The sequence below is a fragment of the Streptosporangium sp. NPDC006007 genome, assembly GCF_040614315.1.
Classification (GTDB): Bacteria; Actinomycetota; Actinomycetes; order Streptosporangiales; family Streptosporangiaceae; genus Streptosporangium.
On sequence record NZ_JBEXUG010000002.1, the window covers coordinates 1 to 23879 of the forward strand.

The following is a 23879-nucleotide window of genomic DNA, read 5'->3' on the forward strand; positions in this document are numbered from 1 at the left end:
CTGTCTGAATACCTCATCCTTCAAGGATGTCACCTGGGAAAACAGTGCCTGATAAGTGGTCAAACCTATGTCACGCCCGCACTTCTTGATCAGTATTGAGGATGGGGGCATTGATTGCGGAATCAAGGACTCTGTGGATTCATGGTATTGGCGCTGTTTGATGGCTACGCGAACCGTGATCGTTTTCTGACGGCTACGGTTCTGGGTGATCGCCGCGAGCGTCATTCATGCGGTCGATGGCCTCGCGTTGAAGGCAAAAGCGGGCGTGGGCGTAGACGTCAGTGGTGATGGAGATGTGAGCGTGGCCGAGTAGAAAGTGTCCGAAAAGTTCCTAAATGAGGATGATGATGGCGTAGCGTCCCGTCTGGAAGTACGGGAGGTCGCCGATGCCGAGGAAGGGCGCTGCGTATCCGGCGGGACCTGTCCGATCCCGAAACGGAGGTTCGCGGGGCGGTGACCGCCACGCCGAGGCCGCGCGGTCTGGCATGCTGTACGTGATCTCGGCGAAGGACACCAAACCGCACCTTATTCCGATATACATATACGGATAAAGTGGGATTCCTTCCCTGCGCTGTTCGCTCAGTGGCCGCCCGCGAGCCCTTCGCTCCGCCCTACCATCTCCCTGCGGCGCTCAGGCGCGAGGGAGATCGGGGAGCAGGTGCGGAACAGATCGAAGCCGCAGGGGGCATTCGCGGTCATCGGATGGACGGCCCTGTCCGTCGTCGCGCCGGGGGCCGCCCACCTGCGCGCCGGATGGCGCAAGACCGGCCTGGCGCTGCTCTCCACTCACACGGCGCTACTGCTGGGCCTGCTCTGGACCGTGCTCACCGCCGACCTCGGCGAGCTGGCCGGGCGGCTGGTCACCTCGTCCTGGCTGACCGGCGTCACGGTGATCTCCCTCACCCTCGGCGTCGCCTGGTTCGCCCTGGTCCTGCACTCGTTCGCCGTGCTGAACCCCGGCAGGCTCCCGAGGGTCCGGCGGGCGATCGCGGGCGGCGTCGCGGGGGTGCTCGCGGTGGCGGCGCTGCTGCCGTTCGGTCTGGCCGGGCAGTACGCCATGGTTTCGCAGTCGGCGCTGGACCAGGTCTTCAACGCGGCGCCCACCCCCGCGCCCTCCCAGACCTCGGGGATCTCGGAGGCCTCGGCCCAGCGGGAGGAGGACCCGTGGGCCGGGCGCGACCGGGTGAACATCCTGCTGCTCGGCGGTGACGCCGGCGCCCATCGGGTGGGCGTGCGGACCGACAGCATCAACGTGGCCAGCATCGACGTCAAGACCGGCAACACCGTGCTGCTGAGCCTGCCGCGCAACCTGGAGAACGTCCGCTTCGTACCGGGGTCCCCGATGGCCAGGCGGTTCCCCGATGGCTTCCGCCTGCCCGCCAATCCCGACGGCTCGCGGGAGGACCTGCTGTTCGCGGTCTGGGAGTACGCCGACGCCCACCCCGAGATCTTCGGCGGTCGCAGGGGGCAGGGCACCAGGACGCTCATGGAGACGGTGGGGCACACCCTCGGCCTGAAGATCGACTGGTACGCCCTGGTGAACATGTGGGGTTTCGCCCGGCTGATCGACGCCATCGGCGGCGTGCGGCTGACCGTACCGCAGGACGTGGTCTTCGGCAGATACAACGAGGGCCTGGTCAAGGCGGGAACCCGCAGGCTGGACGGGGCCGACGCCATGTGGTTCGCCCGCTCGCGCACCTACAGCGACGACTACAGCCGGATGGGACGCCAGCGTTGCGTGCTGGGCGCCCTGCTCCGGCAGGCCGATCCGGCGACCGTGCTCTCCCGGTTCAACCGGATCGCGCTGGCCACCAGGGACCTGCTGAGAACCGACATCCCGCGCCCGATGCTGGAGCACCTGGTCCCGCTGGCCCTGAAGGTCAAAAACGCCAGGGTGACCACTGTCCAGTTCGTCCCGCCGCTGATCAGCACCGGCTACCCCGACTGGCGGAAGATCCGCGCCGTCACCGCCCGGGCCGTCCGCGCCTCGGCGGCCTCCCCGGAGCGTTTCGACATGACCCCCGCCCCCATGGCCGCGCCCACCGCCTCACCCGCCACCCTCGCACCCTCGTGGGCCACCACCTCGCCCACTGGCACGCCCGCTACCTCACCCACGGCCGCTCCCACCGACACGCCGACCGCCGACACGGCCGACACGGCGGCCACCAGGCCGAAGGGCGGGTCTAATGCCAGGCGGAGAGGTCCGGCCGTGCCGAAGGGCATCACCGAGGGCTGCGCCTGACCCCCGACCGAGACGGACAGCCCCGGCACCGCCCGGAGAAGGCAGCCCAGGGAAGACGTCCGGGGAAGGGGCTCGGTCACGCCGCCGCATCTCGCCGGTTCGATTTCTTATCGATACGCTCTGAAACATCGACGGATCGCAGGAGAACGTAACCGCCGGCCTCCGCCGTGAGGTAAGAAAACCAAAGATGATGGCTTGAATGGACTCCTGGTTCGGGCGATCAGTTTCTCCCGACCGCCCGAACCAGGTCAGCGGTCGAACTCGCCGGTCTTGACCCCGCCGACGAAGGATCGCCACGCACCGGGGGTGAAGAGCAGCTTGGGGCCGCCAGGGTCCTTACTGTCACGAACAGCGACCACTCCGGGCAGGTTGGCAGCGACCTCCACACACTGGCCGCCGCTGTCTCCGGAACACGACGACTTCCGCCACTCCGCAGCACTCAGGTCCATTCCCGCCTCGCCTTCTCGATCATCTTGAGGGATATGTGCTCAGGATAGGCCCAGAGCCGTATCGCCTCATAGCGCTTCCACATCGCGGTCACGGAATCAAGATCCGTCGTGACTTGTCCATCAGCAGAGGATTCCGCGTGAATGGCGCCCGGCTTCCCGTCTGGAAGTTCAGCGATAGTGAAAGCACCCATCAGACCCGTGAGGCATTCCGGGCTAACGATCTGGATGGAAACGGTCGGCCTCCGAGCGGCTTCTAACAGATGACTGAGCTGCTCACACATCACCTCGGCTCCACCAACTTTACGGCGCAGGACGCCCAGGTCGACAAGCACAAGAACGAGCGGAGGAATGTCCTGGCCGAGAATCCGCTGCCTCCGCAGGCGAGCCTGAACACGCTCCTCCACCTCATCAGGAGTGATCTGGGGCGCTTGGCTGAAGAGGCAACGCGCATAAGCCTCGGTCTGGAGAAGACCTGGCAGCAGAAGCGGGTCCCAGGAGCGGAGGATGCGGGCGGTGGGCTCGATCTCCTCGGCCCAGCTCCGGAACCAGACCGGACCACCGGGCTGGGCGATGATGCGCTGGTAGAACCGGACGAAGGAGACGCCGTCGGCCGCTCCGAAGAGCCGGTCCAGCCTCTCGGCGTCGGACTTCGACGGGGTCCGGGTGGCCTTCTCCAGGCGGCTCACCTGGGTCTGGGTGCAGCCGAGGCGGGAGGCCACGGCGGTCTGCGAGAGCTGCGCGGCCTCTCGCAGGCGGCGCAGCTCGACGCCGAATCGCACGCGCGGGGACCCAGGGTCGAGAGCCGGCACCACTTCCATCGCATTTCCTCCCGAATTATAAAAAACGGACTTAACATCCCGCCGGGGATACCGAATTCAGTCCGGGGCAGACCAACGAGTGTCATCATCTCCCCTGCTCTGGACTGCCGAACCGGTCACCGGCCAGATGTCAGAAGGGCATCCTAAACGCAGATCTTCTCGTCCGGGAAGCGCAAAAGAGAAAGTAAGTCATCACCTTTCAAACCAGGAATGAATCACGTCGCCCGTGGATACGGCGGCGCTATTTCGCACCCCGGCTACTTGCGTTGGAAAGCACTTTGGAGGCGGCCTATGACGGCGGGCGAGCAGTACGAAAGGTTCGAGCATCTGGTCCGGCTGAGCTGGGCGCTGCACGCCCTCGGCGTCTGCACCTCACTGGTCCTCCCCGTGACCGGGCAGCCGGTCCTGGAAGTCCGGTCGGTGTCCGGCTCCCTGGTCCGCATCACCGTCATATGGCGTTCCGGCTGGGTCTTCACCTGGCGCCCGTGGTGGGCACGCTTATGGCTGTGGAACACGTGGGTGGTGGCCCACGCCGACAACGCCGCCGACATCATCATGGCGGAGGTAAGCGCGTGAGAGGCCAAGGGGCGATCCACCACTACGACGACCCGCCACGGGAGACCTACACAAATGCGCCGTACGGCACCTGGAAGCGAGAATTCCCAGGAAAGGAGATATCCATCCCTATCGCCCGAAAATGGGCACATAAAGTGCTCACCGGGCGAATCGCGGCTCCAGCTCTCGACGACGTGCTGCTCCTGCTGAGCGAGCTGGTCACCAACGCACTCACCCACTCGGACTCGGGGCGTACGCCGGACGGACAGGTCATGGTACGAGTGACCCACTCCCCCGGCGACATCCACGTGGAAGTGACCGACGGCGGGTCCGCCACCACCACACCAACCGTGCGCATGCCCGAATCCGACGACGACGGCGGCCGAGGCCTGTGGCTGGTGAACCTGCTCGCGACCGCGTGGGGGTCACACCGTGACGAGACCACCGGATCGGTCTGGTTCCAGGTGGCCAAGTGCTGACAGGCGAACACGGAAAGAACGTGGCGGCGGCGGCCCGATTGAGTGAAGATCGATACGTCTCAGCGTCACCCACCCCGCGGAGGTAAGGCATGCGCGTCACACGGCTACTGGCCATCGGCTTAATGCTGGCAATAGCGGCATCGGGATGCACCACTTCCGAGCCGTCCTTGAAGGAAGCCGCAGCAGAACTCCAGAAAGACACCCAACGCCTGGAAACCGACGACCTTTTCAAGAACCCCCTCATGAAGCTCCGCATCCTACAGCGCCCAGACAAAAACATTCCCTGCGCCAAGGACAAGTTCAGGCGGGTAATGCGGGCCACAGCTAACGACGAACGTGTTAATGAGCCGCTGTACGATCACTTGGAGCGGACCGAGACAGTGATGGAAAACAAACTCGTCCGTGCCCTCGGATACAAATTGGAGTTTGATTTCAGTCAATCAGATGCCGAGGATGGACGGTTCATCTACGGCACGAAGGAGGACCCAGCCATCAAGGTAACCGTGTACGTGGCCCCCGAAGCTCCCACCTGGCGCTTACATGCGATGACCGCCTGTTTGCCGCAGTGAGATAAGGATAATTCAACCCCAAAGGGTTATTTGCTCCTTTGCTTTTTCGCTAGTCTGGGCATCGGAAGAGTATTCGATTTTTTTATCAAATGCATCATTACCGTCTGTCCAACGTTCGTAAGGTGCCAGTTTTTTCCGGAGTACATCCTCCCATTTTTTGCCTTCACCGGTCTCCTTCTTCGCCTCGGCGAGGAGCTCGTCATAGGTCTTGAGGTTTCCGGTGTTCTTACTGATGAGCTCGGTGGGTGGGTCACTCGTCGGATAACCGGCCTCATAAAGGAGACATGCCATGTCGTACTTCTGTCGAAGAACGAAGTCCGACCGCACCCCGGTAGCCTTTTGTACTCGTGTCTCAAAACTTTCAGCCCAGCCGTCAAGAATTTTGCTTACACCGTAAGCCTTGGTGAGCTCCCATGTCCCCACGAGGGCGGCCTTGACGGGAATCTGGTCGATCACAAGTGAGGCCGTGTCCTTGACGAAGCCACGGACCAGTTCGTCTGTGGCGTCCCTCTCACCCCGCACGTCCAGGGTCGCCTTGAACTCCAGGCCGGCAAGGTTGCCGAACATTCTGGCCATGTTCTCGAAATATCGGGTCTTACCAAGCGCGTCCAATTTGGCTGCCGCCGTCAGCGCGTCGTAGCGAAATTGAGCCGCGACCTTGTCGAAGCGACCGGTGAGCTCCTCGACTCCGACGAAAGTTTTCATGAAGCGATAGGTGTCCCCCGGGCTGAGGTAGAACGCCGGGGTCACACCGGGAAGGGGTGCCCAGTTCTCAGGCATTGTGAATCCAGAGGTTCGGTAAACAGCCCTGTCGAAGCGGGCGCCCGAGGCGAGTTCGTGGATGTAGGACGTGGCGATGGAGGCCAGGGAGTCTCGGGCGAGTACCGGCGGATTGTCCCCCAAGAGACTCATGACCTTGATCACGTCCAGGGCGAAGGCGGCGGCGGCTGGGCTATGCTGTCCCGGCTTCTCCTCCACTGCCCCGGCGCCCGCCTCCATGGCCCGGCCGAAGGCGTCGGCCACGTCGTCCCCGGTCCCCACGGTCTTGGCGTAGTCGAGGAAGCGTTTCATCTTCTCGGTCCGGCTGAGCTTGATGTCACCCCCGCCCATTGTGGCGAAAGCGTCTCGTACCGCCACACCGTCCCCGGCGAGCACCTCCAGAGCCAGGGCGACCACGTCGGAGGACAGGCCGTACGCCTTCATCTCGGTGAAGGCGGCGCCGCGCCAGTCCTGGTGGGGGTTCTTCATGAAGTCGTCCAGGGCCAGCGCGCGGGCCGCCGCGACGCGCACCTTGGAGGGGGCGTTCGCGCCCTTGAGCAGCGCGAGGCGGTTCCACGCGGCGACCTTGCCGCCGACCGGTTTCACCAGGTCGGCCCTGACCTTGGCGAACGCCGGGACGAGGGCGGGGGCGCGCAAGGCCGCGCCCAGGGCTTTGCTGAAGGCGGCCAGGTCCTGCTTGGCGGTCTTGCTTCCGGTGGCCGCGATGACCCTGGGCAGGGCGTCGCGGACCTTCGACGGCAGCAGGGCGAAGAAGGCCGCGGCGGCCTGGGGGTTGTCGGCCAGCCGGGTGATCTCGTCGGCGTGCTCGTGGATGAGCGCGGCCTGAAGCTCGCTGTCGCGTTGCACCAGGATGTCCTGGCCGTACATCCTGGCCAGCCCCCGGGCGAACTCGAAGCCCTCCAGCTCGTCGGGCAGGCGGATGAGCCCCTGGCCACCGACTCCACCGTCCGGCTCCGCGGTGCACTTGGCCGGTGCCACGGCGGCGCCGCCCAGCTCGGGAGCGCCGCTACCCAGATTTCTGACCAGGTCGATCCGGTTGTGGAGCATGGAGACCTGGGTGCCGCCCCAGTCTGCGATGTGGGCGATCTCGCGCAGCGCGGGGGTGTTGATGCCGTGCCGGCGGAGCGTGATCTCGAACTCTCCGCTGAACGCGGTCAGCCGGTCGGCCGCGCCGCGCAGAGCGGTGGCCAGCTGTCCCATCTCGTCGGGGTCGATCCCGCAGAACTCTTCGGTGGGCGCCACGGAGTCTTCCCCTCAATGGTCACGGCGATCACGTGCGCCCGGCCATCTCCCGGCGCATGGCGTTCGCCTCGGTCTCGGTCACCAGCGGAGGATGCCGGCGCAGCTCCTCCTCGATCGCCTCCACCACCCGCCGGGCGAGCTGTCCCAGGCGCTGGTGCCGCTCTCCCAGCTCGGTGGTCCATGTGACGGCCGTCGGCCCCGTCCAGACCTTTCCCGACCGCATCGCCGCCAGGGCGTGCTGGTAGGCCTGCCGTACCTCGTGCGCCCTGGTTTCGGCCTCCAGCAGCAGTTGCCTCAACCGCTCGTGCCGAGGGCTGGGCACCATCCGCTCGGCCATGCCGCCCCGTCTCCCCAGACCCATTATGGACGAAAAAGCCAGATATCACACTAAACAGTGGACATTCATGACGACAAGACCCGGCCCCCGCCAGTGCCGCACTCCTACCGCCGTCGTTTCGTTTACTTCGCCCGCTTCAGCTAATGCGATTACGAGGGGAAGATAGACGTGCCCGGCATTCACGTCAAGCTCTCGATCGACCCGGGAGCGATAGACGCCCAGATCGCGGCCCGCGCCGCCAGGTGGATCGAGAATCGCCTCAGGCGGCACCCCGGCGAGGAGGCCGTCCCGCTCACCGTGGAGTCCGGCGACGAGGAGGCCCTGATTCTCCCGCGCGAGGCCGTGAACCTGCTCGCCTGCGCCCTGACACAGATCGCGGAGGGACGGGGCGTGTCGGTCGTCCCCTCGCACACCGAACTGACCACTCAGCAGGCGGCGGACATGTTAAACGTGTCCCGCCCCTACATGATCGGGCTGCTGGAATCCGGCGCGATCCCCTACCGGCTGGTGGGAAGACACCGCCGCGTCGCCGCCGAGGATCTCATGGAGTACACACGCCGACGATGACCGGAAGTGGCACGCCACCACCGATTATTACACCCGAAATATCGCGATACACCCTGGAATGAGCGGGGAGATCGACGTCGCAGAGAGGTAAAAAGTGTCGTTTTTCGATAGAAACATCGACGCCATAGAGACCGCCATCTCCATTGTGATCCTGGGAGGCGTCGCGGTCATTGTCGCGCTGTGCATCACCGGTCCCGCGGGCATGTTCATGTTCGTCGTCATAGCCGTCACCTCCATGGCCGGCCTCATCTTCCACGCCGTCCAGGAGACCAAGGCACGCTGGGACGAGGAAGACGCCGAACAAGAGGCGCTCTGGCAGGAGCAGCGGCGGGTGAACCGGGAGCGTGAGTTACGCCGCCGGATTGAGCGACGCCAGCAGGAGCGGTAGCCGCCGGTTCTCGTGTGATCGCGCTCGGGAATGTCGGGGGCTCCCCCTGCAGTGATCGCCATGAGGGATGAGACGGTGCTCGAACGTCCCGATGCGGCCCGGACCCGGCGCGAGCTGGAGGAGATGGTCGTTCACGATCGCCGCGACCCCTCCACGGCGACGGTGAGTTCGGGGAACACCCGACCGGCCGTTACACCCTGGGCAGGCTCGCCCCGGAGAGCGGGGTGGTCGAGCCGGACCCGACTGAGCCTGGACGGACCGGCCGAGGGCCGGCGGCTCGGTTCCCGCGCTGCACGCGAAGGTCGTCGCCGCGGACGAGGACGTCGCGCTGCTCGGCAGCGCGAACCTCACCGATCGGGCGCTCGCCCACAACCTCGAAGTCGGTGTGGTTCTCCGCGATCCCGACGTGGTGCGCAGACTCGTCGGGCATTTTCGCGCGCTCATACGGCCGCAGGACGGCCCGCTGCGGCCCGCCGGGTAACGGCCGGGGACGGCCCGGTCCCCGCTCCGCGCCGCCGGGAAACGTCACCGGTGACGGTCGTCAGATCGCATAGGAGTCCTTGGCGAGGCGGCGGACGCGGGTCACGTCGACGGTGTGGCCGAGGCCGGGCTGGGTGAGGGGCACAGCCACGACTCCGCCGGAGGCGCCGACCGGCGGGGTGACGATCTGGGCGCTGCGCGGGGGCTCGGCCACGTCACAGGGGAGCGCGCAGCCGGGCAGGCTGGCGGCGGCGACCGTCGCGGCCCTGGCCAGGCCGGTACCCCGGCCTCCGGCGCAGGCGATCTCCCAGCCCGCGGCCACGGCCCGGTCGTGCATCCGCCGTACCTCGCGTAAGGAGCCCACCTCCGCGGGGCGCAGCAGCAGCGCCCGGCCCGCGTCCGCGCTGATCGCCTCGTCGAGTTCGGCCATCGAGGACGCCTCAAGCAGCACCGGGGCCGCGACGCGCTGTTGCAGGTCGGCGTGGCCGGTGAGGCCGGCGAACGGGCGCTCGATGGACGAGAGCGTGTAGGCGTCCAGCGCCTCCAGGGCGTCGATGTCGGTGTAGGCGGCGCGGGCGTCCACGCCGATGCCGAGCGCGGGGTACGCCCGGCGGACGGCGCGGAGCGGCTCGATGTCCCAGCCGGGGTGGACGTCCAGTGTGACGTGGGCGTATCCGGCGCAGACATGGCGGTTCACCCGCGCGACCAGGCTCTCCAGGTTACGCTCGGCGCCGATCCTGACGGTGGCCGTCAGCGAGGTACGGCTGCCGCCCAGCGCGTGGGCGAGCGGGACCCCGCGCATCCTGGCCCACAGGTCCCAGCAGGCCATGTCGGCGGCGGAGCCCCCGGGGAGGTCGCCCAGCTCGTCGGGGTGTTCCCAGTCAAGGCCGACCAGCGCCTGTCCGAACCCCTCCTGCAGGAGTGCCCAGGTCTTGGGGTCGGGATCGACGACCTCCCCCCATCCGGTCATGCCCCCGTAGTCGGTGAGCCGGACGAGGATGCTCTCGGGCCGTCTGCCGTAGGGCAGGACCAGCCGGAACACCTCAAGCTCACACACGCGCGGCATGGACCCCCCTCGATCTCTCACTGTCCGGGAGAGGGCGAATCCCGCCCGGGGCGGGGCTCGTCCGTCACCACGGAGCGGTTCGGCGTTCCTCCCATGGTGTCATGGTCTTCAGGTCCTGAAGCGTCCCCCGACCAGCACGCCGGTGCCCGCCATGAGCGCCGTCAGGCCGAAGCAGGCCAGGTAGACGGGGCCGGCCGCCCCGAAGACCGCGACGATCGCACCGACGACGGCGACCGTGACCACGGTGAAGACCAGCTCCCCGATCCCCAGCGAGGCGCTGTTCTCCCCCTCCTCGCCGGGGTTCGACATCTCCAGGACGAGGACCGACAGTGTCGGGTAGACCAGCCCGATGCCGAACCCGGCGATGATCTCACCGAGGACGGCCACCAGGATGGGGACGCACTGGAAGACGGTCAGGGCCATCAGCAGGATGCCGACGGCGATCAGGGCGGGGCCGATCCGCAGGATCAGGACACGGTCGTACCGTTTGTGCCCCATGATCCACGCGGCGGCGGACCAGGCCAGCGCGCCCGAGGTGAGCACCATCCCGGCCTGGGTGGGTGACAGGCCGCGCTCCGCAGTGAGCATGAGCGGCAGGAACACCTCGCTGCCGAGGACGGTGCCCGTGACGATGCCGCGCAGCGCGATCACCGCCGGCAGGCCGCGGGCGGCGCGGAGGGTACCGGGCGGCAGCAGCCTGGGCAGCGACAGGATCAGGACGGCCAGACCGGCGGCCAGCAGGACCGTTCCGGAGCCGCGCGCCGCTCCGCCGTACTGCATGAGCACGGCACCCACGGCCGTCAGCACCGTCCAACCCAGTTTTCTGAGGATGGGGACGCGCCTGCCGGTCTCCGGGAGGTTTCCGGCCGAGCCGGAGGCTGGGGCAGAGGCGGCTGGGGCGAGACCGCGCCAGAGCAGTATCGCCGCGGGGAGGACGAGCAGCGGCACCCCGAGGAAGACCCAGCGCCAGCCCAGATGTTCCACCACCGTACCCGCGACCGCCGGTCCGACCATGGAGGGCACCACCCAGCACGCGGCGAAGACGGCGAAGACCCTGGGATGCATGGCCGCCGGATAGACCCGTGACACCAGCACGTACATCGAGACCTGGAAGATCCCGCCGCCGAAGCCCTGGACGAAACGCCCGAGGACGAACACGTCCATGGTGTGCGCCAGCCCGGCGACCACCAGGCCGCCGGAGAAGGTGGCGACGCCCGTCCAGAGCGGGGCGACCGGCCCGCGCAGGTCCGCCCACCGCCCGCCGAGCACGGTCGCGATCATGCTGGCGGCCAGCGTCCCGCTGAAGGCCAGGGCGTACAGCGAAAGCCCTTTGAGATCGTGTCCCACGACCGGCATGGCCGTCGCCACCGCGAGTGACTCGAACGCCACCAGGACGATCAGTGCCACCATGCCGACCGTCAGCGCACGGTATGGATGCCCGAATATCCCCGTAGATGGCGCGTTAGTCGCCGTAACCGTCATAGTCGGACAATACGGCTAACGCCCCCACCGGACATCGACCCGGTGGATCAGCAGTCGGTCCTGGGAGGCCGCTGCTCTCAGACCGGCCCGCGAACCAGCCGACGAACCGGGATCAGGTGGTCGTCCGGCCCAGCTCCCGCTCGGCCCACCGGCCGACGTCCCGGCGTTCGATGGCCGCGGCCATGAGACCGGGAAAGGCGTCGGGGGTGCAGGCGAAGGCGGGAACGCCCAGGGCCGCGAGCGCGGCGGCGTTGTCGTGGTCGTAGAAGGGCGCCCCCTCGTCCGAGAGCGCGAGCAGCACGATCACCTGCACTCCGGCCGCCGTCATCTGGGCGACCCTGCGGAGCATCTCCTCCCTGACACCGCCCTCGTAGAGGTCGCTGATCAGGATGAGGATCGAGTCGGCGGGCCGGGTGATGAGGCCCTGGCCGTAGGCGATGGCCCGGTTGATGTCGGTGCCACCGCCGAGCTGCGTGCCGAAGAGCAGCTCGACCGGGTCGTGGAGCCGGTCGGTGAGATCGACGACCGAGGTGTCGAAGACCACCAGCGACGTCTTGAGCGAGCGCATCGAGGCGAGTACCGCGCCGAAGACACTCGAATAGACGACGGAGGCGGCCATCGACCCGCTCTGGTCGATACAGAGCACGACCTCCCGCTGGACCGCCCGCTGCCGCCTGCCGTACCCGACGAGCCTGGAGGGCACCACGGTGTTCCGCTCGGGAAGATAGTTCCTCAGGTTGGCCCGGATCGTACGGTCCCAGTCGATGTCGGCGGCCCGTTTGGGCCGGTGGGTCCTCGCCGACCGGTCCAGCGCGCCGGTCACGGCCGCCTTCGTCTTCCGCGCGAGCCGGCGTTCGAGGTCGGAGACGACCTTGCGGACCAGTGCCCGGGCGGACTCACGCGCCCTGTCCGGCATCACCCGGTTGAGCGACAGCAGCGTGCCGGCCAGATGGACGTCCGGTTCGACCGCCTCCAGCATCTCCGGCTCCAGCAGCAGCCGGGTCAGGTTCAGCCGCTCGACGGCGTCCTTCTGCATGACCTGGACGACGGTCGAGGGAAAGTAGGAGCGGATGTCGCCCAGCCAGCGCGCCACCCTGGGGGCGGAGGCGCCGAGTCCCCCGCTACGCCCACCCTCGCCGCCCGCGTTGTAGAGGGCGGCCAGGGCTCCGTCCATCCGGGTGTCGGTCCCGTCGAGCGCGCACCCCGTGCCGTCGGCGTCCCCGCCGAGCACCAGCCGCCAGCGGCGCAGCCTCTCGTCCGTCACGTGATCTCCGTCCTTCCCAGAATCGCCAGTACGGTCCGCACGGCCGCCGCCGCGCGCTCGTCGTCCACGTCCTCCAGGACCGCGGCCCCCTCTCCGGCGTCCAGCGACCGGATCCGCGAGCCGATCGAGCGCCGTTCGGGCGCGGCGAAGGCGCCGAAGGTACGGCGGAGCAGGGGCAGCACGTCGACGAACGTCTCCGGGGCGAGCCCGGTGAGCCACCCGTCGACCAGCGCGAGCAGCCGGGCGTCGTGGACGAGCAGCAGGCCGCCTCCGGCCAGGAAGCCCTCGACCCAGGCGGCCGCACGGGCCGGTGGATGCCCCGCCGACATGGCCCTGGACATCAGCGTGCCCGCCTGATCCGGGTCAAGATCCCCGGCGTCCAGCAGGATCCTGGTGAACCGTCCCTCGATCACCCCGTGCAGGTCGGAGCGGCTGGACACCCCCCGCAGCGCGGCCAGCCATCGCTCCCGAGGCGTTTCCTCAGCGGAGGCTCCGACCATACGGGACGTCCCGGAACGACCGGACGTACGGGAATCACCCGGATCGCCGGAGACGCCGGGGGGACCGCCACCGAAGGTGCCGGGGGGACCGAAGGCGTCGGGGAGCAGGGCCACGGCGGCGTGTACCGCGTCGATGTGCCCGAGCAGGTCGCGGGCGGCGTCGTCGTCCAGCCCGGCGACCACGCTACCCAGCCCGACGCAGACCCTGCTGAGCAGGGCGTCGACGATGGCGGCCAGCCCGATCGCGGGGGTGCCGCGCACGTCGCCGTAGCGCTGGGCGCGGACCATCGCGGGAAGCGCGGCCATCAGGTGGGTGACGTCGCCGTCCAGCGCGGCCCGTTCCGACAGCGCGTCGAGCACGTACGGCAGCGCGTCCGGAAGGTCCGCGAGCAGGCACCGTTCCACCAGGCCGGTGAGACCCGCCAGCGAGGCTCCCGGGGCTGCCGCCCTCCCCGCCCCGCCTCCGGACGTACCCCGGCCACCCGACGCCCCCGGACCACGCGACCCCGGGCCGGGGGACGCGGCCCCCTGTGCCGTGGCCGGGCCGGGTGCCCGTCCGCCGGCCGCCAGGTCGCGGACGCGGGCGGTGGCCGCGGCGGGGACGGTGGTGCCCCAGGCGCCGGCCTCGATCAGGTCGATGTCGAACTCGGGCCGCCAGGCGAGCGTCCAGGACTCGCGGAAGGTACCCTTGCCCCGGCTCTCCCGCGGGGTGCCCCAGTCGATGCCGAGCAGGCGCAGCCGGTGCAGCAGCCTGCTGCGCTCCAGGTCGAGGGGCTTGCGCAGATCGAGGTCGTGTTCGCGGCCGAGCGCCTCGGGTTTGAGCTTGAGCCGCCGCTGTTCCTGGCGGAGGTGGCGCTGGAGGGGGATCATCGGGGTCGAGTCGGGGACGTGGCCGAGCCGCTCCCCCACGACCATGTGCCGCTGGATCAGCTCCACCGGCAGGTCGTCGCCCTCGCAGAGCACGGCCCTGACCGCCTCGGTGACCTCCGCGAGCCCGGCCAGCGGGCGCCCCCGGAGCGCGGCCAGACTTCGCGCGAGGCGTACCGCCTCGATGACGTGCGCGGAGGACACCGGCAGGTCCTCTTCGCGTAGCACGCCTGCGGCGGCGGTCAGCCATCGCTCCACCGGCCGGTCGGGGGAGGCGAACAGGTGGTGGTACCAGCCGGGCGAGGTCACCCCCGCGCCGTAGCCACTCCAGGCGGCCAGCCGCCCGTACGTCCACGGCACCCATGTGGTCTCCACCTTGACCTTGGGCAGCCCCCGCAGCAGCGCGTCGTCGGCTCTGACGGTGGGCAGCCCGGCGCCCCAGGCGGATCCCCCGTCCTGCGATCCGGCCAGCGCGGGCACGTGCCAGGCGCCGCAGACGACGGCGATCCGCTCGAACCCGTCCCTGACCGCCCTGCGGATCGTGCGCCGCATGTACGCCTCACGCCGGGCCTCGTGCCCGTCGGCGCGGTGGCCCTCACGGACCGCCGCCATCGCCTCGGCGATGACCCGGAACGGCGTGTCCCCCCGGTGCTCGACCACGTCCTCCCACCAGCGTTCCGGATCGTCGTATCCGGCGGCGCGGGCCAGAACCCCAATCGGATCGGCGTGTACGGCGGGCGTTCCGGCGTCCTGGTCACCTGGGGTATCCCCTGGGGTATCCGAGGTGTCCGGGGCATCCGGGGCGTCCGGCCGGGTGGCGAGGCTGTGCGCGGCGGGCAGGTCACAGAAGCGGACCGGGACACCCGTCCGCACGGCGTGACGGATCGCCTGCCACTCGGGCGAGAACACCGCGAACGGCCAGAACGCCGCCTTGGACGGTTCGCCGGGCACATGGGCCAGGAGCGCCACCGGCGGTTCGAGGCCCGGATCTCCGGCCGGCTCGACCAGCGCGTCGGCCTCCGGCGGCCCCTCGATGAGCACGATGTCGGGTGCGAGGCGCTCCAGCTCGTCCTTCAGGGACCGGGCCGACCCGGGCCCATGGTGCCGAACCCCCAGCACGGAGACGTTCATCGGCGACCTCCAGACCCCGTGGCGCCCCTCCACCCGGCCGGTCCGCGCCACACCGCACCCGGCCCACCGGCCTCGGTCCGCGTCACAGCGCCTCCGGCCCTCACCACGGCAGACCCGGCTGTCACTTCGGCAGCGCCGGCGGCCTCAGTCCGCGTCACGGCAGGCCCGGTAGAAGTCGCGCCAGTTCTGGCGCTCGCGGACGACGGTCTCCAGGTATTCGCGCCAGACGACCCGGTCGGAGACCGGGTCCTGGATCACGGCGCCGACGATTCCGGCGGCCACGTCGCAGGGGCGGAGCACACCGTCGCCGAAATGGGCGGCCAGGGCGATGCCGTTGGTGAGGACCGAGATGGCCTCGGCCGTGCTGAGGGTGCCGCTGGGAGACTTGATCTTGGTGCGGCCGTCCTCGGTGACTCCGGCGCGCAGCTCCCGGAAGACCGTGACGACCCGGCGGATCTCCTCCAGGCCGGTGACGGCCGGGGGCAGCTCCAGCGAGCGGCCGAGCTGGCCGACGCGGCGGGAGACGATGTCCACCTCCTCCTCCGCGGTGGCGGGGACCGGAAGCACGACGGTGTTGAACCTGCGGCGCAGCGCGCTGGACAGGTCGTTGACGCCCCGGTCGCGGTCATTGGCGGTGGCGATGACGTTGAACCCCCGGACGGCCTGGATCTCCTGGTTGAGCTCGGGGATCGGCAGCGTCTTCTCCGACAGCACGGTGATCAGCGCGTCCTGGACGTCGGAGGGCATGCGGGTCAGCTCCTCGACCCGGGCCAGGCGCCCCTCCGCCATCGCGCGCATCACCGGGCTGGGGGTGAGCGCCTCCCTGGACGGCCCCTCGGCCAGCAGCCGCGCGTAGTTCCAGCCGTAGCGGACGGCCTCCTCCGGGGTGCCCGCCGTACCCTGCACCAGCAGGGTGGAGTCGCCGCTGATCGCGGCGGCCAGGTGCTCGGACAGCCAGGTCTTGGCGGTGCCGGGCACACCGAGCAGCAGCAGGGCGCGGTCGGTGGCGAGGGTCGCCACGGCGACCTCCACGATGCGCCTGGGGCCGATGTACTTGGGGGTGATCCGGTCGCCGTCGCCCAGAATGTAGCCGGTCACCGCCCAGGGGGACAGTTTCCAGCCCGGTGGACGGACCCGGTCGTCGTCCTTGGCCAGGATCGCCAGCTCCTCGGCGTACTGGTCTTCGGCGTGGGCCCGCAGAACCGTTGTCACTGAAGCTCCTTCACCATGTCGTCGCGGAAACGCAGGAGGGCGGCGACCTCCTGGATGGGCGGTTCGGGGGAGAGATCTTCCGCCAGGCCGTACAGGGTGGGGTCGATGCGTTCACCGGCGAGCCTGGTCAGCTCGCCGAGGTTCCAGGGCTGGGTGCCGGCGACCTCAAGGATCTTCTCCAGCACCGCCTGCGCCAGGTCCGGCCCCCAGGGGGCCGAGGCACCGCCGAGGACCATGATCAGCTGGCCGTCCAGCCCCCGCCCGCGGACGAAGTCGACCGTGACCCCCTCCCGCTCGGCGCGGGGCAGCACCGCCAGCAGGTCGGCCAGCGGATCCCAGGCGAACAGCTCCCGGGCCCACTCGGGGTCGCCCTGGAGCACGGCGGCCCTGACCCACCCGGCGGTGACCTCGCGGCCCCAGTCGGCGGCCCTCAGGCGGACGAGCTCGCCGGGCGGGCGGCCGAGCAGCCGGGTCCAGACTTCGAGCGGGATGCGGGCCACGGCCTGCTGAAGCCACCAGCCCCGCTCGCCGGTCCCCCTGGGCGGCCTGGCCCGGATGCCGTCGCGCTCCATCGCGGCGTCGCAGGCGGTGGGCGGGGTGACCTGGATCCTCCCGTCCTCGACGGCGAGGTAGCGGGTGGCCCGCTCGGCCATCCGCCGGCCCAGTCGTGAGCCGGGTAGCCGGGTGAGCAGGTCGGCGGCCTGGTGCCGGACCTCTCGGCGGCGGTCGTCGAGCGCGGTCTCCAGGAACGGCTCGTCGGCGGGTGAGAGCCGGTCGGCGAGAACCCCCAGGAAGGCCGCCCGGTCGTCGGGGGTCTCCGTCCCCCAGGTGGTCTCCAGCAGCAGCCTGGCCGCGGCCGGGTCCACCGCCCGCAGCGCGCCGAGGTGGGCACGGCGATCGCCGGGGGTGCCCAGCTCCCAGGTCTCCCGGCTGATCTCCCGGACCGCGTCGGGGCCGGCCGCGCGGGGCGCGGTGATCTCCTGGAGCAGGAAGCCCCAGGCCGGGTTGAGCCCGGCCAGCCAGCGGCCCCGGTCGCCGGCGAGGACGCCGAGGTGCGGGCGGATCGATCGGTCCGCGGCGCCCTGGCCGAGAAGTTCGGGCAGCAGGTGGGGCGGGACACGGCGGCCTCGCGCGGCTGCGGTCTCCAGCCACTCGGTCAGCAGTCTCGGCCGCTCGCCCCCCAGGATCCGGGCGAGCCGGTCGCCCGCGGCCCGGGAGACCACGGGCTGCGTCTCGGCGGGGGCGACGGCGAGCGGTCCGCCCCGGCGGAGCGTCTGACCGGCCCGCGCCCGGACGGTCCGTACGGCGGCGCGTTCGAGCAGTTCGACCTCGCTCGCCGCGGCTCCGGGGAGAGGGCGGCGGCCGGTGCCGACGAGCGCGGCGGAGACCAGGTCGTCCCATTCGGACGGAGCGTTCACAGCACGATCACCCTGCCTTCGGCGTCCCAGGTCGTGAGGGGGCGCAGGCCCCTGGGGGTCCACTCGGCGGCCACGGTCAGCGGGTGCCCGCCGGAGGTGGCGACGAGCCGCCACGGTGTGCCCGCGGACGGGTGCAGCGGGAGACCTCCGGAGGGGCCGGCGAGCAGCCAGCGGCCGTTCCGCGCCGGGGTGCCCGCCGAGGTCGCCGGGGGCATCGGGGTCACCGGGTCGAGCACGACGGGCCAGGAGTCCAGCCAGGGGTCTTTCGCCAGGGCCGCCGCCACCTCCGCGAGCGCCCGCTCGGGGGTGACCCCGGACGGCGGGGCCGCGGGAGCCGCTCCGTGCTGGACGGCGACCAGCGCGCGCAACGGGGCCGACCCGGGATAGAACGCCAGGTCGGCGTCGAGGGCGGTACCGGTGACGGGCGGGGCGTCGAGCGCCTGACCGGCGTGGGCGTAGGAGAGCAGGAGCGCCACCCTGCCGGTGGTCCTGCCCAGGAGCCAGACCCGCCGCGCGGTCAGCCGGTCGTGCTCCTCGTCCCGGCCTCCCAGCACGTCCCAGACGTCGCGGACGGCGGGGGCGGCGAGCACCTCCTCCCTGGCGACCGGGAACCCGGCCCGCTCGCGGACCGTGTGGAGCAGGCCGGCCTCCGGATCCGCGCCGGACCGCTCGGCCCCGGGCAGCCGCCGGTACGCCACGGCGAGCAGGTACAGCAGGGCGTATTCGCCGAGCAGCCTGCCGGGCCAGTCGTCGGCGGCCAGGACGGCGCCGAGCCGGGAGACGGCGCCGGCCACGGCCGGGGCCTGAGCGTCGATCAGACGTTTGGCGAGGTCGTCCCAGTGGTCGTGCCGGGCCCCGGCGAGGCCCTGCCTGACCTGGTCGGCCAGCCGGCTCTCCAGCTCCGCCAGGCCCGCCGCAACCCGCCGCTCACGCTGCGCGGCCCGGCGGGGGTCCGGTCCCGTTCCCGGCTCCGCCGCCTGGGCGGCGCCGGGAACGGGGACGGCGGCGCGGGCGGAGGCAGGGCCATGAACGGGAGTGGCCGCGTGGGCGGGGGCAGGGCCCGGAACGGGGGCGGCGCCGCGGGCGCGGCGCCGGTCGAGCCACTCGGTCACCCAGGCCGCGGGCTCGGCGACGGCCGGGACGCCGTCCGCCGACCACAGGAGCAGCAGGCCGAGAACGTGCTTGCACGGGAACTTCCGGCTGGGGCAGCCGCACCGGTAAGCGGGACCGGACAGATCCACGCACGCGCGGTAGGGTGTGGCACCACTGCCCGCGCACTCACCCCACAGCGCGTCGGCGGTGACTCCGGCGCCGGACCATTTGCCGGGTGAGGAGACCCCCTGAGCCGCTTTCCTGGACGGGGCGTCGGGTGCGAGCGCGAGCACCTGATCCCGGTTCCACCGTTCGATCACGGTCGGAACGCTAGCCAAGCCCTCCGACAGAAAAGCCGCCGCGAATCGGTCTGGCGCATATCGGACATTCCGTCTACTGTATTCAAAACTCAGTATTCACCACATGACATACCACTGTCCGCCCAAGGAGCAGCATGGTGAAGAAAATCCACGTCATCACCGGGGTCGCGCTCGTCAGCGGGCTCACGATGAGCGGCTGCGCCACCGGAGGCGGCCCTGTCAAGGACGGGCCGAAAATCGCGCAGAGCCCCAGCGCCAAGCTCTCCGGAGAGATCAAGGTCTGGTCGTGGGACGTGGCGGCGAAGGCGCTGCAGCGCATGGCCCCCGCTTTTGAGAAGGCCAACCCCGGGGTGAAGGTCGAGGTGGTGGACATCGGCTACGACAACGCGTACGACAAGATCACCGTCGGCCTCAAGTCCGGATCGGGCCTGCCAGATGTGATCACCCTGGAGGACACCCAGATCCCAGGGTACACCGAGAACTTCCCCGGCGGCCTGGTGGACCTGACCAGCGTCGCGAGCAAGTACAAGGCGGACTTCGACCCGGCCAAGTGGGCCGCGTCCTCCTCCGCCAAGGGCCTGTTCGCCCTGCCCTGGGACTCGGCCCCGGTGGGACTGTTCTACCGCCGTGACTACTTCAAGCAGGCGGGGATCGATCCCGAGTCCATCGTCACCTGGGACGACGCGGTCAAGGCCGGCGAGAAGATCAAGCAGGCCACCGGGAAGCGGCTCTTCGTCTCCGACCTCACCAGGCCCGACGGGTTCACCATGCTGCTCCAGCAGCTCGGCCAGGGCTACTTCAAGGACGGAAAGGTCGCGGTGAACAGCCCCGAGGCCGTCCGGGCGCTCACCCTGCTCAAGACCCTCAAGGACAAGGACCTGATCCAGAACGAGAAGGGCTGGGACGGCCGGGTCACCGCCACCAAGCAGGGCAAGGCCGCCACCCAGCCGACCGCCGCCTGGTGGAGTGGGACGCTGACCGGGGAGATGGCCGAGCTGTCGGGCAAGTTCGGGGTCATCCCGCTGCCCGCCTTCGACGCGAACGGCAGCCGTACCTCGGTGAACGGGGGCTCGGCGCTGTCGATCACCTCGCAGACGAAGAACCAGGACCTCTCCTGGGCGTTCGTCGAGTGGCTGCTCGCCAACAAGGAGAACCAGGTCTCCATGATGCGGACCGAGGCGCTGTTCCCCGCCTACCTGCCCGCGCTGGCCGACCCGCTGTTCGACGAGCCGCAGCCGTACTTCGGCGGGCAGCAGATCAACCGCCTCTTCGCCGACCAGGTGAAGGACATCCCCCCGGTGGAGCTGACCGGGGACGACACCCAGGCTCAGGAGTTCCTGAAGAAGGCGGTCTCCGCCTCGCTGCTGAACGGCGCGGACCCCAAGGCCGAGCTCGACGGTGCCGCCAAGCGGATCGCGACCGCGACCAAGCGCCCCCTGGCCCAGTGACGTCGCCGATGACCTCTCCCGTGACGTCGTCGGCGACCCGTTCGCCGCGCCGCGCCGCCCCGCCCCCGGCGTCTCCCTCCGGGAGGCCCGGGGTGCGCGGGCGGGGCCGTACGATGCCGTGGATCTTCGTGGGGCCGGCCGCGGCGCTGTTCGTGCTCTTCTTCGCCTACCCACTGGCCGCGTCGTTCCTGCAGAGCCTTCAGACCACGGAGGCCGGGGTCGCCGAGTGGACCGGCGTCGGCCAGTACGCGCGCATGCTGGACGACCCGTCGTTCCTGCAGTCGCTCAGCAACGTCGCGCTGATCCTCGTCGTCCAGGTCCCCATCATGATCGGCCTGGCCGTGGTGCTGGCCTACGTGCTCAACCAGTCGTGGCTGCGTTTCCGGGCCACCCTTCGCGCCGCCTACTTCCTGCCCGCTGTGACGACCCTGGTCGCCTACGCCGTGGTCTTCCGGGTGCTGCTCAAGACCGAGGGCGGCGCGGTCAACCAGATCCTGGGCGTGGAGGTGGACTGGCTCAACGACCCGTTCTGGGCCAGGGTCGCGCTGATCGCCTCGATCACCTGGCGGTGGACGGGCTACAACGCGATCATCCTGCTGGCCGGGCTGCAGGCCGTCGGCCGCGAGCAGTACGAGGCCGCGGCGATCGACGGCGCGGGGCCGCTGGTAACGTTCCGGCGGGTCGTGCTGCCCCAGCTCCGGCCGGTGGTGCTGTTCTGCTCGATCACCTCGACGATCGGCACCCTGCAGCTCTTCGACGAGCCGCTGGTGCTGACCGGCGGCGGTCCCGCGGACTCCACGCTCACCCCGATCCTCTACCTGTACCAGGTGGGTTTCCGCCAGTTCGACTTCGGCTACGCGGCGGCCATCGCCTGGGTCGTGGTGGCGCTGATCGGCGGCCTGTCCTATCTGCAGTTCCGCTACTTCGGAAGGGAGCGGTCGTGAAGCGGACCCTGTTGTGGCTGGCGGCCACGGCGGGCGCGGTGGTCAGCGTGGTGCCGTTCTACTGGATGGTCGTGGCGTCCACCCACGACAGCGGCGAGCTGTTCGCCGCTCCCCCGCCGTTCCTGCCGGGCGCCGAGCTGATGGCCAACCTGGCGGGCCTGGAGGAGACGATCCACTTCTCCCGGGTCATGGTCACCAGCGTCTGGACCGCGGTCGTCTACACGGTGCTCAGCGCGCTGGTGTCGGCGATGTGCGGGTACGGCCTGGCGAAGTACCGGTTCAAGGGCCGGGGGATGCTGCTCGGGGTGGTCCTGGCCACCATGATGATCCCGTTCCAGGTGCTGCTGGTCCCGCTGTTCCAGATGATGGCGAGCATCGGCTGGGTGGACACCTATCAGGCGATCATCATACCGTTCCTGGCCAACTCGTTCGGCATCTTCCTGATGCGCCAGGCGTTCGTCGACTTCCCCGACGAGCTGCTGGAGAGCGGCCGCCTGGACGGCGCGGGAGATCTGCGGATCTTCTATCGGATCGTCCTGCCGTGTGTAAGGCCCCAGCTCGGCGCGCTGGTCATCTTCACCTTCATGGGACAGTGGAACGCGTTCATCTGGCCGTTGCTGATGCTCAACACCGAGGAGAGGTTTACCATCCCGGTGGCGCTGAACCATCTGATCGGCCTGTCCCACGTGGACTACGCGGGGCTGATGCTGGGAGCGTTCCTGGCCACCCTTCCGCTGACGCTGATCTTCCTGCTGTTCCAGCGGCAGTTCGTCTCCGGTCTCCTCGGCGGTGCGCTCAAGGGGTGACGGTCACCCGATATCAGCTCAAATATCCACTCAAAGGGTGGTGCCCACCCGGGCTCCCGCTTCACCCCCTCCGTATGATCTGAACGCGACGGCGTGACGCCCTTCCCCGCCGGGGGCAAGGATGCGACCACAACCGAAACGAGGAGGTCGGCGGTGACCGGCGAGATCGTCTCCGTCATCGGCGGAAAGCACGCTCTCCCCGGCGCGGCCTACGACTCGGTCAATCCGGCCCGGCCGGACGAGGTGGTCGCCCGGGTTCGGCCGGCGGACGCGGAGACGTTCGCCTCGGCGTGCCGTACGGCCGCCGCGGCACAGGCGGAGTGGGCCCGGGTGCCGGCCCCCGTCCGGGGCCGGGTGATCGCCTCGATGGGCCGGCTGGTCGAGGCCAACGCCGAGCCGCTGGCCCGCCTGGTCACCCGGGAGATCGGCAAGCCGTACGCCGAGGCCCTGGGGGAGGTCCGCGAGATCGTCGACACGTGCGACTTCTTCCTCGGCGAGGGGAGGCGGCTCCACGGGCGGACGGTGCCCTCGGAGATGCCGGACAAGAACCTGTTCACCTTCCGGGTCCCGGTCGGGGTGGCCGCGGTGATCACGGCGGGTAACTTCCCGGTCGCGGCGCCCTCCTGGTATCTCGTCCCGGCCCCGCTGTCCGGCAACACGGTCGTGTGGAAGCCCGCCGAGTACGCCGCGGCCTCCGCGCACGCCCTCCCTGGACCCGGCGGTGGAGGGCGCGCTGTTCGCCGGGTTCGGCACCGCGGGACAGCGCTGCACCTCGCTCGGCACGGCGATCGTGCACGAGAGCGTCCACGGCGAGTTCCTCGCCCGCTACGCGCGCGCCGTGGCGGACGCGGCGATCGGCGACCCGGCGGGGGACGTGCTGTGCGGGCCGCTGCTCGATCGGAGGTTCGCCTCCCGGTACGAGGAGTATCCGGGCTGGATCCAGCCGCACCACACGGTCGTCTCCGGCCCGACCGGCCGGATCACGCCGGAGAACCCGCGCGGGGACTTCACCGGGGACGGCGGGCTCTACTACCACCCGGTGGTCGTGGACGGCGTGCGCGCCGACGACCGGCTGTTTTGGGAGGAGACCTTCGGCCCGATCGTGGGCGTGACCGGTTTCGCGACGCTGGACGAGGCCGTCGAACTGGCCAAGGCGATGAACTGGGACTACTCCGGCAGGCTGCAGAAGGCCCAGATGGACGTCGCCGAAATCATCCCGGATCTGGACTTCAGGCTCTGACTTTGCCGTGCCGGGAGGTTCTCCCCATCATGATCGCGGGATGCCTCCTGGTGAGGACGGACGGGTACCACGACGGCCGGTGTGCCCCTCGGGGCGGACCGGCCGCGCGCCGGCCCCCGGCGGGCATCCGGAGCCCCGCCCTCGTCACCCCGCCCACCGGTCCGCGCGCCGTACCGGGAACGC

23 protein-coding genes and 1 pseudogene are annotated in these 23879 nt (G+C 69.8%); 12 read left to right on the top strand and 12 right to left on the bottom strand.

Annotated features, from left to right (window positions below):
• A partial coding sequence (locus ABZ194_RS01460) for a hypothetical protein (protein WP_355590621.1) occupies positions 1 to 225 on the bottom strand: 225 nt, incomplete at its 3' end.
• 433 nt (positions 226 to 658) lie between these two features.
• On the opposite strand from ABZ194_RS01460, the gene ABZ194_RS01465 reads away from it, so the two are divergent.
• A complete protein-coding gene (locus ABZ194_RS01465) occupies positions 659 to 2242 on the top strand; it encodes an LCP family protein (RefSeq protein WP_355590624.1) in 1584 nt (527 codons plus the stop codon).
• A 248-nt stretch (positions 2243 to 2490) separates the two neighbouring features.
• Here ABZ194_RS01465 and ABZ194_RS01470 read toward each other — a convergent pair whose 3' ends face one another.
• Positions 2491 to 2691, bottom strand: coding sequence for a DUF397 domain-containing protein (locus ABZ194_RS01470; protein ID WP_355590627.1), 201 nt, complete (start codon positions 2689 to 2691; stop codon positions 2491 to 2493).
• A complete protein-coding gene (locus ABZ194_RS01475; protein ID WP_355590630.1) occupies positions 2682 to 3509 on the bottom strand; it encodes a helix-turn-helix transcriptional regulator in 828 nt (275 codons plus the stop codon). Before ABZ194_RS01475 ends, ABZ194_RS01470 begins: the two co-directional genes overlap by 10 nt.
• A gap of 291 nt (positions 3510 to 3800) precedes the next feature.
• On the opposite strand from ABZ194_RS01475, the gene ABZ194_RS01480 reads away from it, so the two are divergent.
• From ABZ194_RS01480 to ABZ194_RS01490, 3 genes are all read left to right on the top strand, one after another.
• The gene (locus ABZ194_RS01480) at positions 3801 to 4085 is read left to right on the top strand and encodes a hypothetical protein (RefSeq protein WP_355590633.1); all 285 of its coding nucleotides are present in this window, start codon (positions 3801 to 3803) and stop codon (positions 4083 to 4085) included.
• The gene (locus ABZ194_RS01485) at positions 4082 to 4543 is read left to right on the top strand and encodes an ATP-binding protein (RefSeq protein ID WP_355590636.1); all 462 of its coding nucleotides are present in this window, start codon (positions 4082 to 4084) and stop codon (positions 4541 to 4543) included. Before ABZ194_RS01480 ends, ABZ194_RS01485 begins: the two co-directional genes overlap by 4 nt.
• 89 nt (positions 4544 to 4632) lie before the next feature.
• Positions 4633 to 5112: a hypothetical protein gene (locus ABZ194_RS01490; RefSeq protein ID WP_355590639.1), complete on the top strand. Its 480-nt coding sequence runs from the start codon at positions 4633 to 4635 to the stop codon at positions 5110 to 5112.
• A 12-nt stretch (positions 5113 to 5124) separates the two neighbouring features.
• Here the strand turns inward: ABZ194_RS01490 and ABZ194_RS01495 are convergent, their stop codons facing one another.
• Entirely contained in the window at positions 5125 to 7134 is a 2010-nt protein-coding gene (locus ABZ194_RS01495) for a hypothetical protein (RefSeq protein ID WP_355590642.1), read from the bottom strand.
• 28 nt (positions 7135 to 7162) lie between these two features.
• Positions 7163 to 7471 (bottom strand): hypothetical protein, encoded by a 309-nt coding sequence (locus ABZ194_RS01500; protein WP_355590645.1) that lies wholly within the window; start codon positions 7469 to 7471, stop codon positions 7163 to 7165.
• 168 nt (positions 7472 to 7639) lie between these two features.
• On the opposite strand from ABZ194_RS01500, the gene ABZ194_RS01505 reads away from it, so the two are divergent.
• From ABZ194_RS01505 to ABZ194_RS01515, 3 genes are all read left to right on the top strand, one after another.
• Positions 7640 to 8038, top strand: coding sequence for a helix-turn-helix domain-containing protein (locus ABZ194_RS01505; RefSeq protein ID WP_355590648.1), 399 nt, complete (start codon positions 7640 to 7642; stop codon positions 8036 to 8038).
• 94 nt (positions 8039 to 8132) lie between these two features.
• The gene (locus tag ABZ194_RS01510) at positions 8133 to 8426 is read left to right on the top strand and encodes a hypothetical protein (RefSeq protein WP_355590651.1); all 294 of its coding nucleotides are present in this window, start codon (positions 8133 to 8135) and stop codon (positions 8424 to 8426) included.
• 289 nt (positions 8427 to 8715) lie between these two features.
• Positions 8716 to 8907 (top strand): phospholipase D-like domain-containing protein, encoded by a 192-nt coding sequence (locus tag ABZ194_RS01515; RefSeq protein ID WP_355591459.1) that lies wholly within the window; start codon positions 8716 to 8718, stop codon positions 8905 to 8907.
• A 60-nt stretch (positions 8908 to 8967) separates the two neighbouring features.
• Here ABZ194_RS01515 and ABZ194_RS01520 read toward each other — a convergent pair whose 3' ends face one another.
• The 7 genes from ABZ194_RS01520 to ABZ194_RS01550 form a co-directional block, all read right to left on the bottom strand.
• Entirely contained in the window at positions 8968 to 9972 is a 1005-nt protein-coding gene (locus ABZ194_RS01520) for an enolase C-terminal domain-like protein (RefSeq protein ID WP_355590654.1), read from the bottom strand.
• Between the two features lie 108 nt (positions 9973 to 10080).
• Positions 10081 to 11382: an MFS transporter gene (locus ABZ194_RS01525; protein WP_355590657.1), complete on the bottom strand. Its 1302-nt coding sequence runs from the start codon at positions 11380 to 11382 to the stop codon at positions 10081 to 10083.
• Positions 11383 to 11566: 184 nt separating this feature from the next.
• Positions 11567 to 12718: a VWA domain-containing protein gene (locus tag ABZ194_RS01530; protein WP_355590660.1), complete on the bottom strand. Its 1152-nt coding sequence runs from the start codon at positions 12716 to 12718 to the stop codon at positions 11567 to 11569.
• Positions 12715 to 15216, bottom strand: a complete 2502-nt coding sequence (locus ABZ194_RS01535; protein WP_355590663.1) for a DUF5682 family protein — start codon at positions 15214 to 15216, stop codon at positions 12715 to 12717. Before ABZ194_RS01535 ends, ABZ194_RS01530 begins: the two co-directional genes overlap by 4 nt.
• A gap of 144 nt (positions 15217 to 15360) precedes the next feature.
• The gene (locus ABZ194_RS01540; RefSeq protein WP_355590666.1) at positions 15361 to 16428 is read right to left on the bottom strand and encodes an AAA family ATPase; all 1068 of its coding nucleotides are present in this window, start codon (positions 16426 to 16428) and stop codon (positions 15361 to 15363) included.
• A complete protein-coding gene (locus ABZ194_RS01545) occupies positions 16425 to 17846 on the bottom strand; it encodes a DUF5691 domain-containing protein (RefSeq protein ID WP_355590669.1) in 1422 nt (473 codons plus the stop codon). The genes ABZ194_RS01540 and ABZ194_RS01545 overlap by 4 nt, the downstream gene beginning before the upstream one ends.
• Positions 17843 to 19258: an SWIM zinc finger family protein gene (locus ABZ194_RS01550; protein WP_355590672.1), complete on the bottom strand. Its 1416-nt coding sequence runs from the start codon at positions 19256 to 19258 to the stop codon at positions 17843 to 17845. Before ABZ194_RS01550 ends, ABZ194_RS01545 begins: the two co-directional genes overlap by 4 nt.
• 134 nt (positions 19259 to 19392) lie before the next feature.
• Here ABZ194_RS01550 and ABZ194_RS01555 point away from each other — a divergent pair, with 134 nt between their 5' ends.
• From ABZ194_RS01555 to ABZ194_RS01575, 5 genes and pseudogenes are all read left to right on the top strand, one after another.
• Positions 19393 to 20706 carry a sugar ABC transporter substrate-binding protein gene (locus ABZ194_RS01555; protein ID WP_355590675.1) on the top strand — a complete coding sequence of 438 codons (1314 nt, stop codon included), beginning with the start codon at positions 19393 to 19395 and terminating at the stop codon, positions 20704 to 20706.
• Between the two features lie 92 nt (positions 20707 to 20798).
• Positions 20799 to 21650, top strand: coding sequence for a sugar ABC transporter permease (locus ABZ194_RS01560; RefSeq protein ID WP_355590678.1), 852 nt, complete (start codon positions 20799 to 20801; stop codon positions 21648 to 21650).
• Positions 21647 to 22456, top strand: coding sequence for a carbohydrate ABC transporter permease (locus ABZ194_RS01565; RefSeq protein WP_355590682.1), 810 nt, complete (start codon positions 21647 to 21649; stop codon positions 22454 to 22456). The genes ABZ194_RS01560 and ABZ194_RS01565 overlap by 4 nt, the downstream gene beginning before the upstream one ends.
• A gap of 243 nt (positions 22457 to 22699) precedes the next feature.
• Positions 22700 to 23101 (top strand): annotated as a pseudogene (locus ABZ194_RS01570) (aldehyde dehydrogenase family protein); the annotation flags it as partial.
• Positions 23102 to 23177: 76 nt separating this feature from the next.
• Positions 23178 to 23696 carry an aldehyde dehydrogenase family protein gene (locus ABZ194_RS01575; protein ID WP_355590685.1) on the top strand — a complete coding sequence of 173 codons (519 nt, stop codon included), beginning with the start codon at positions 23178 to 23180 and terminating at the stop codon, positions 23694 to 23696.
• Positions 23697 to 23879 lie beyond the last annotated feature (183 nt).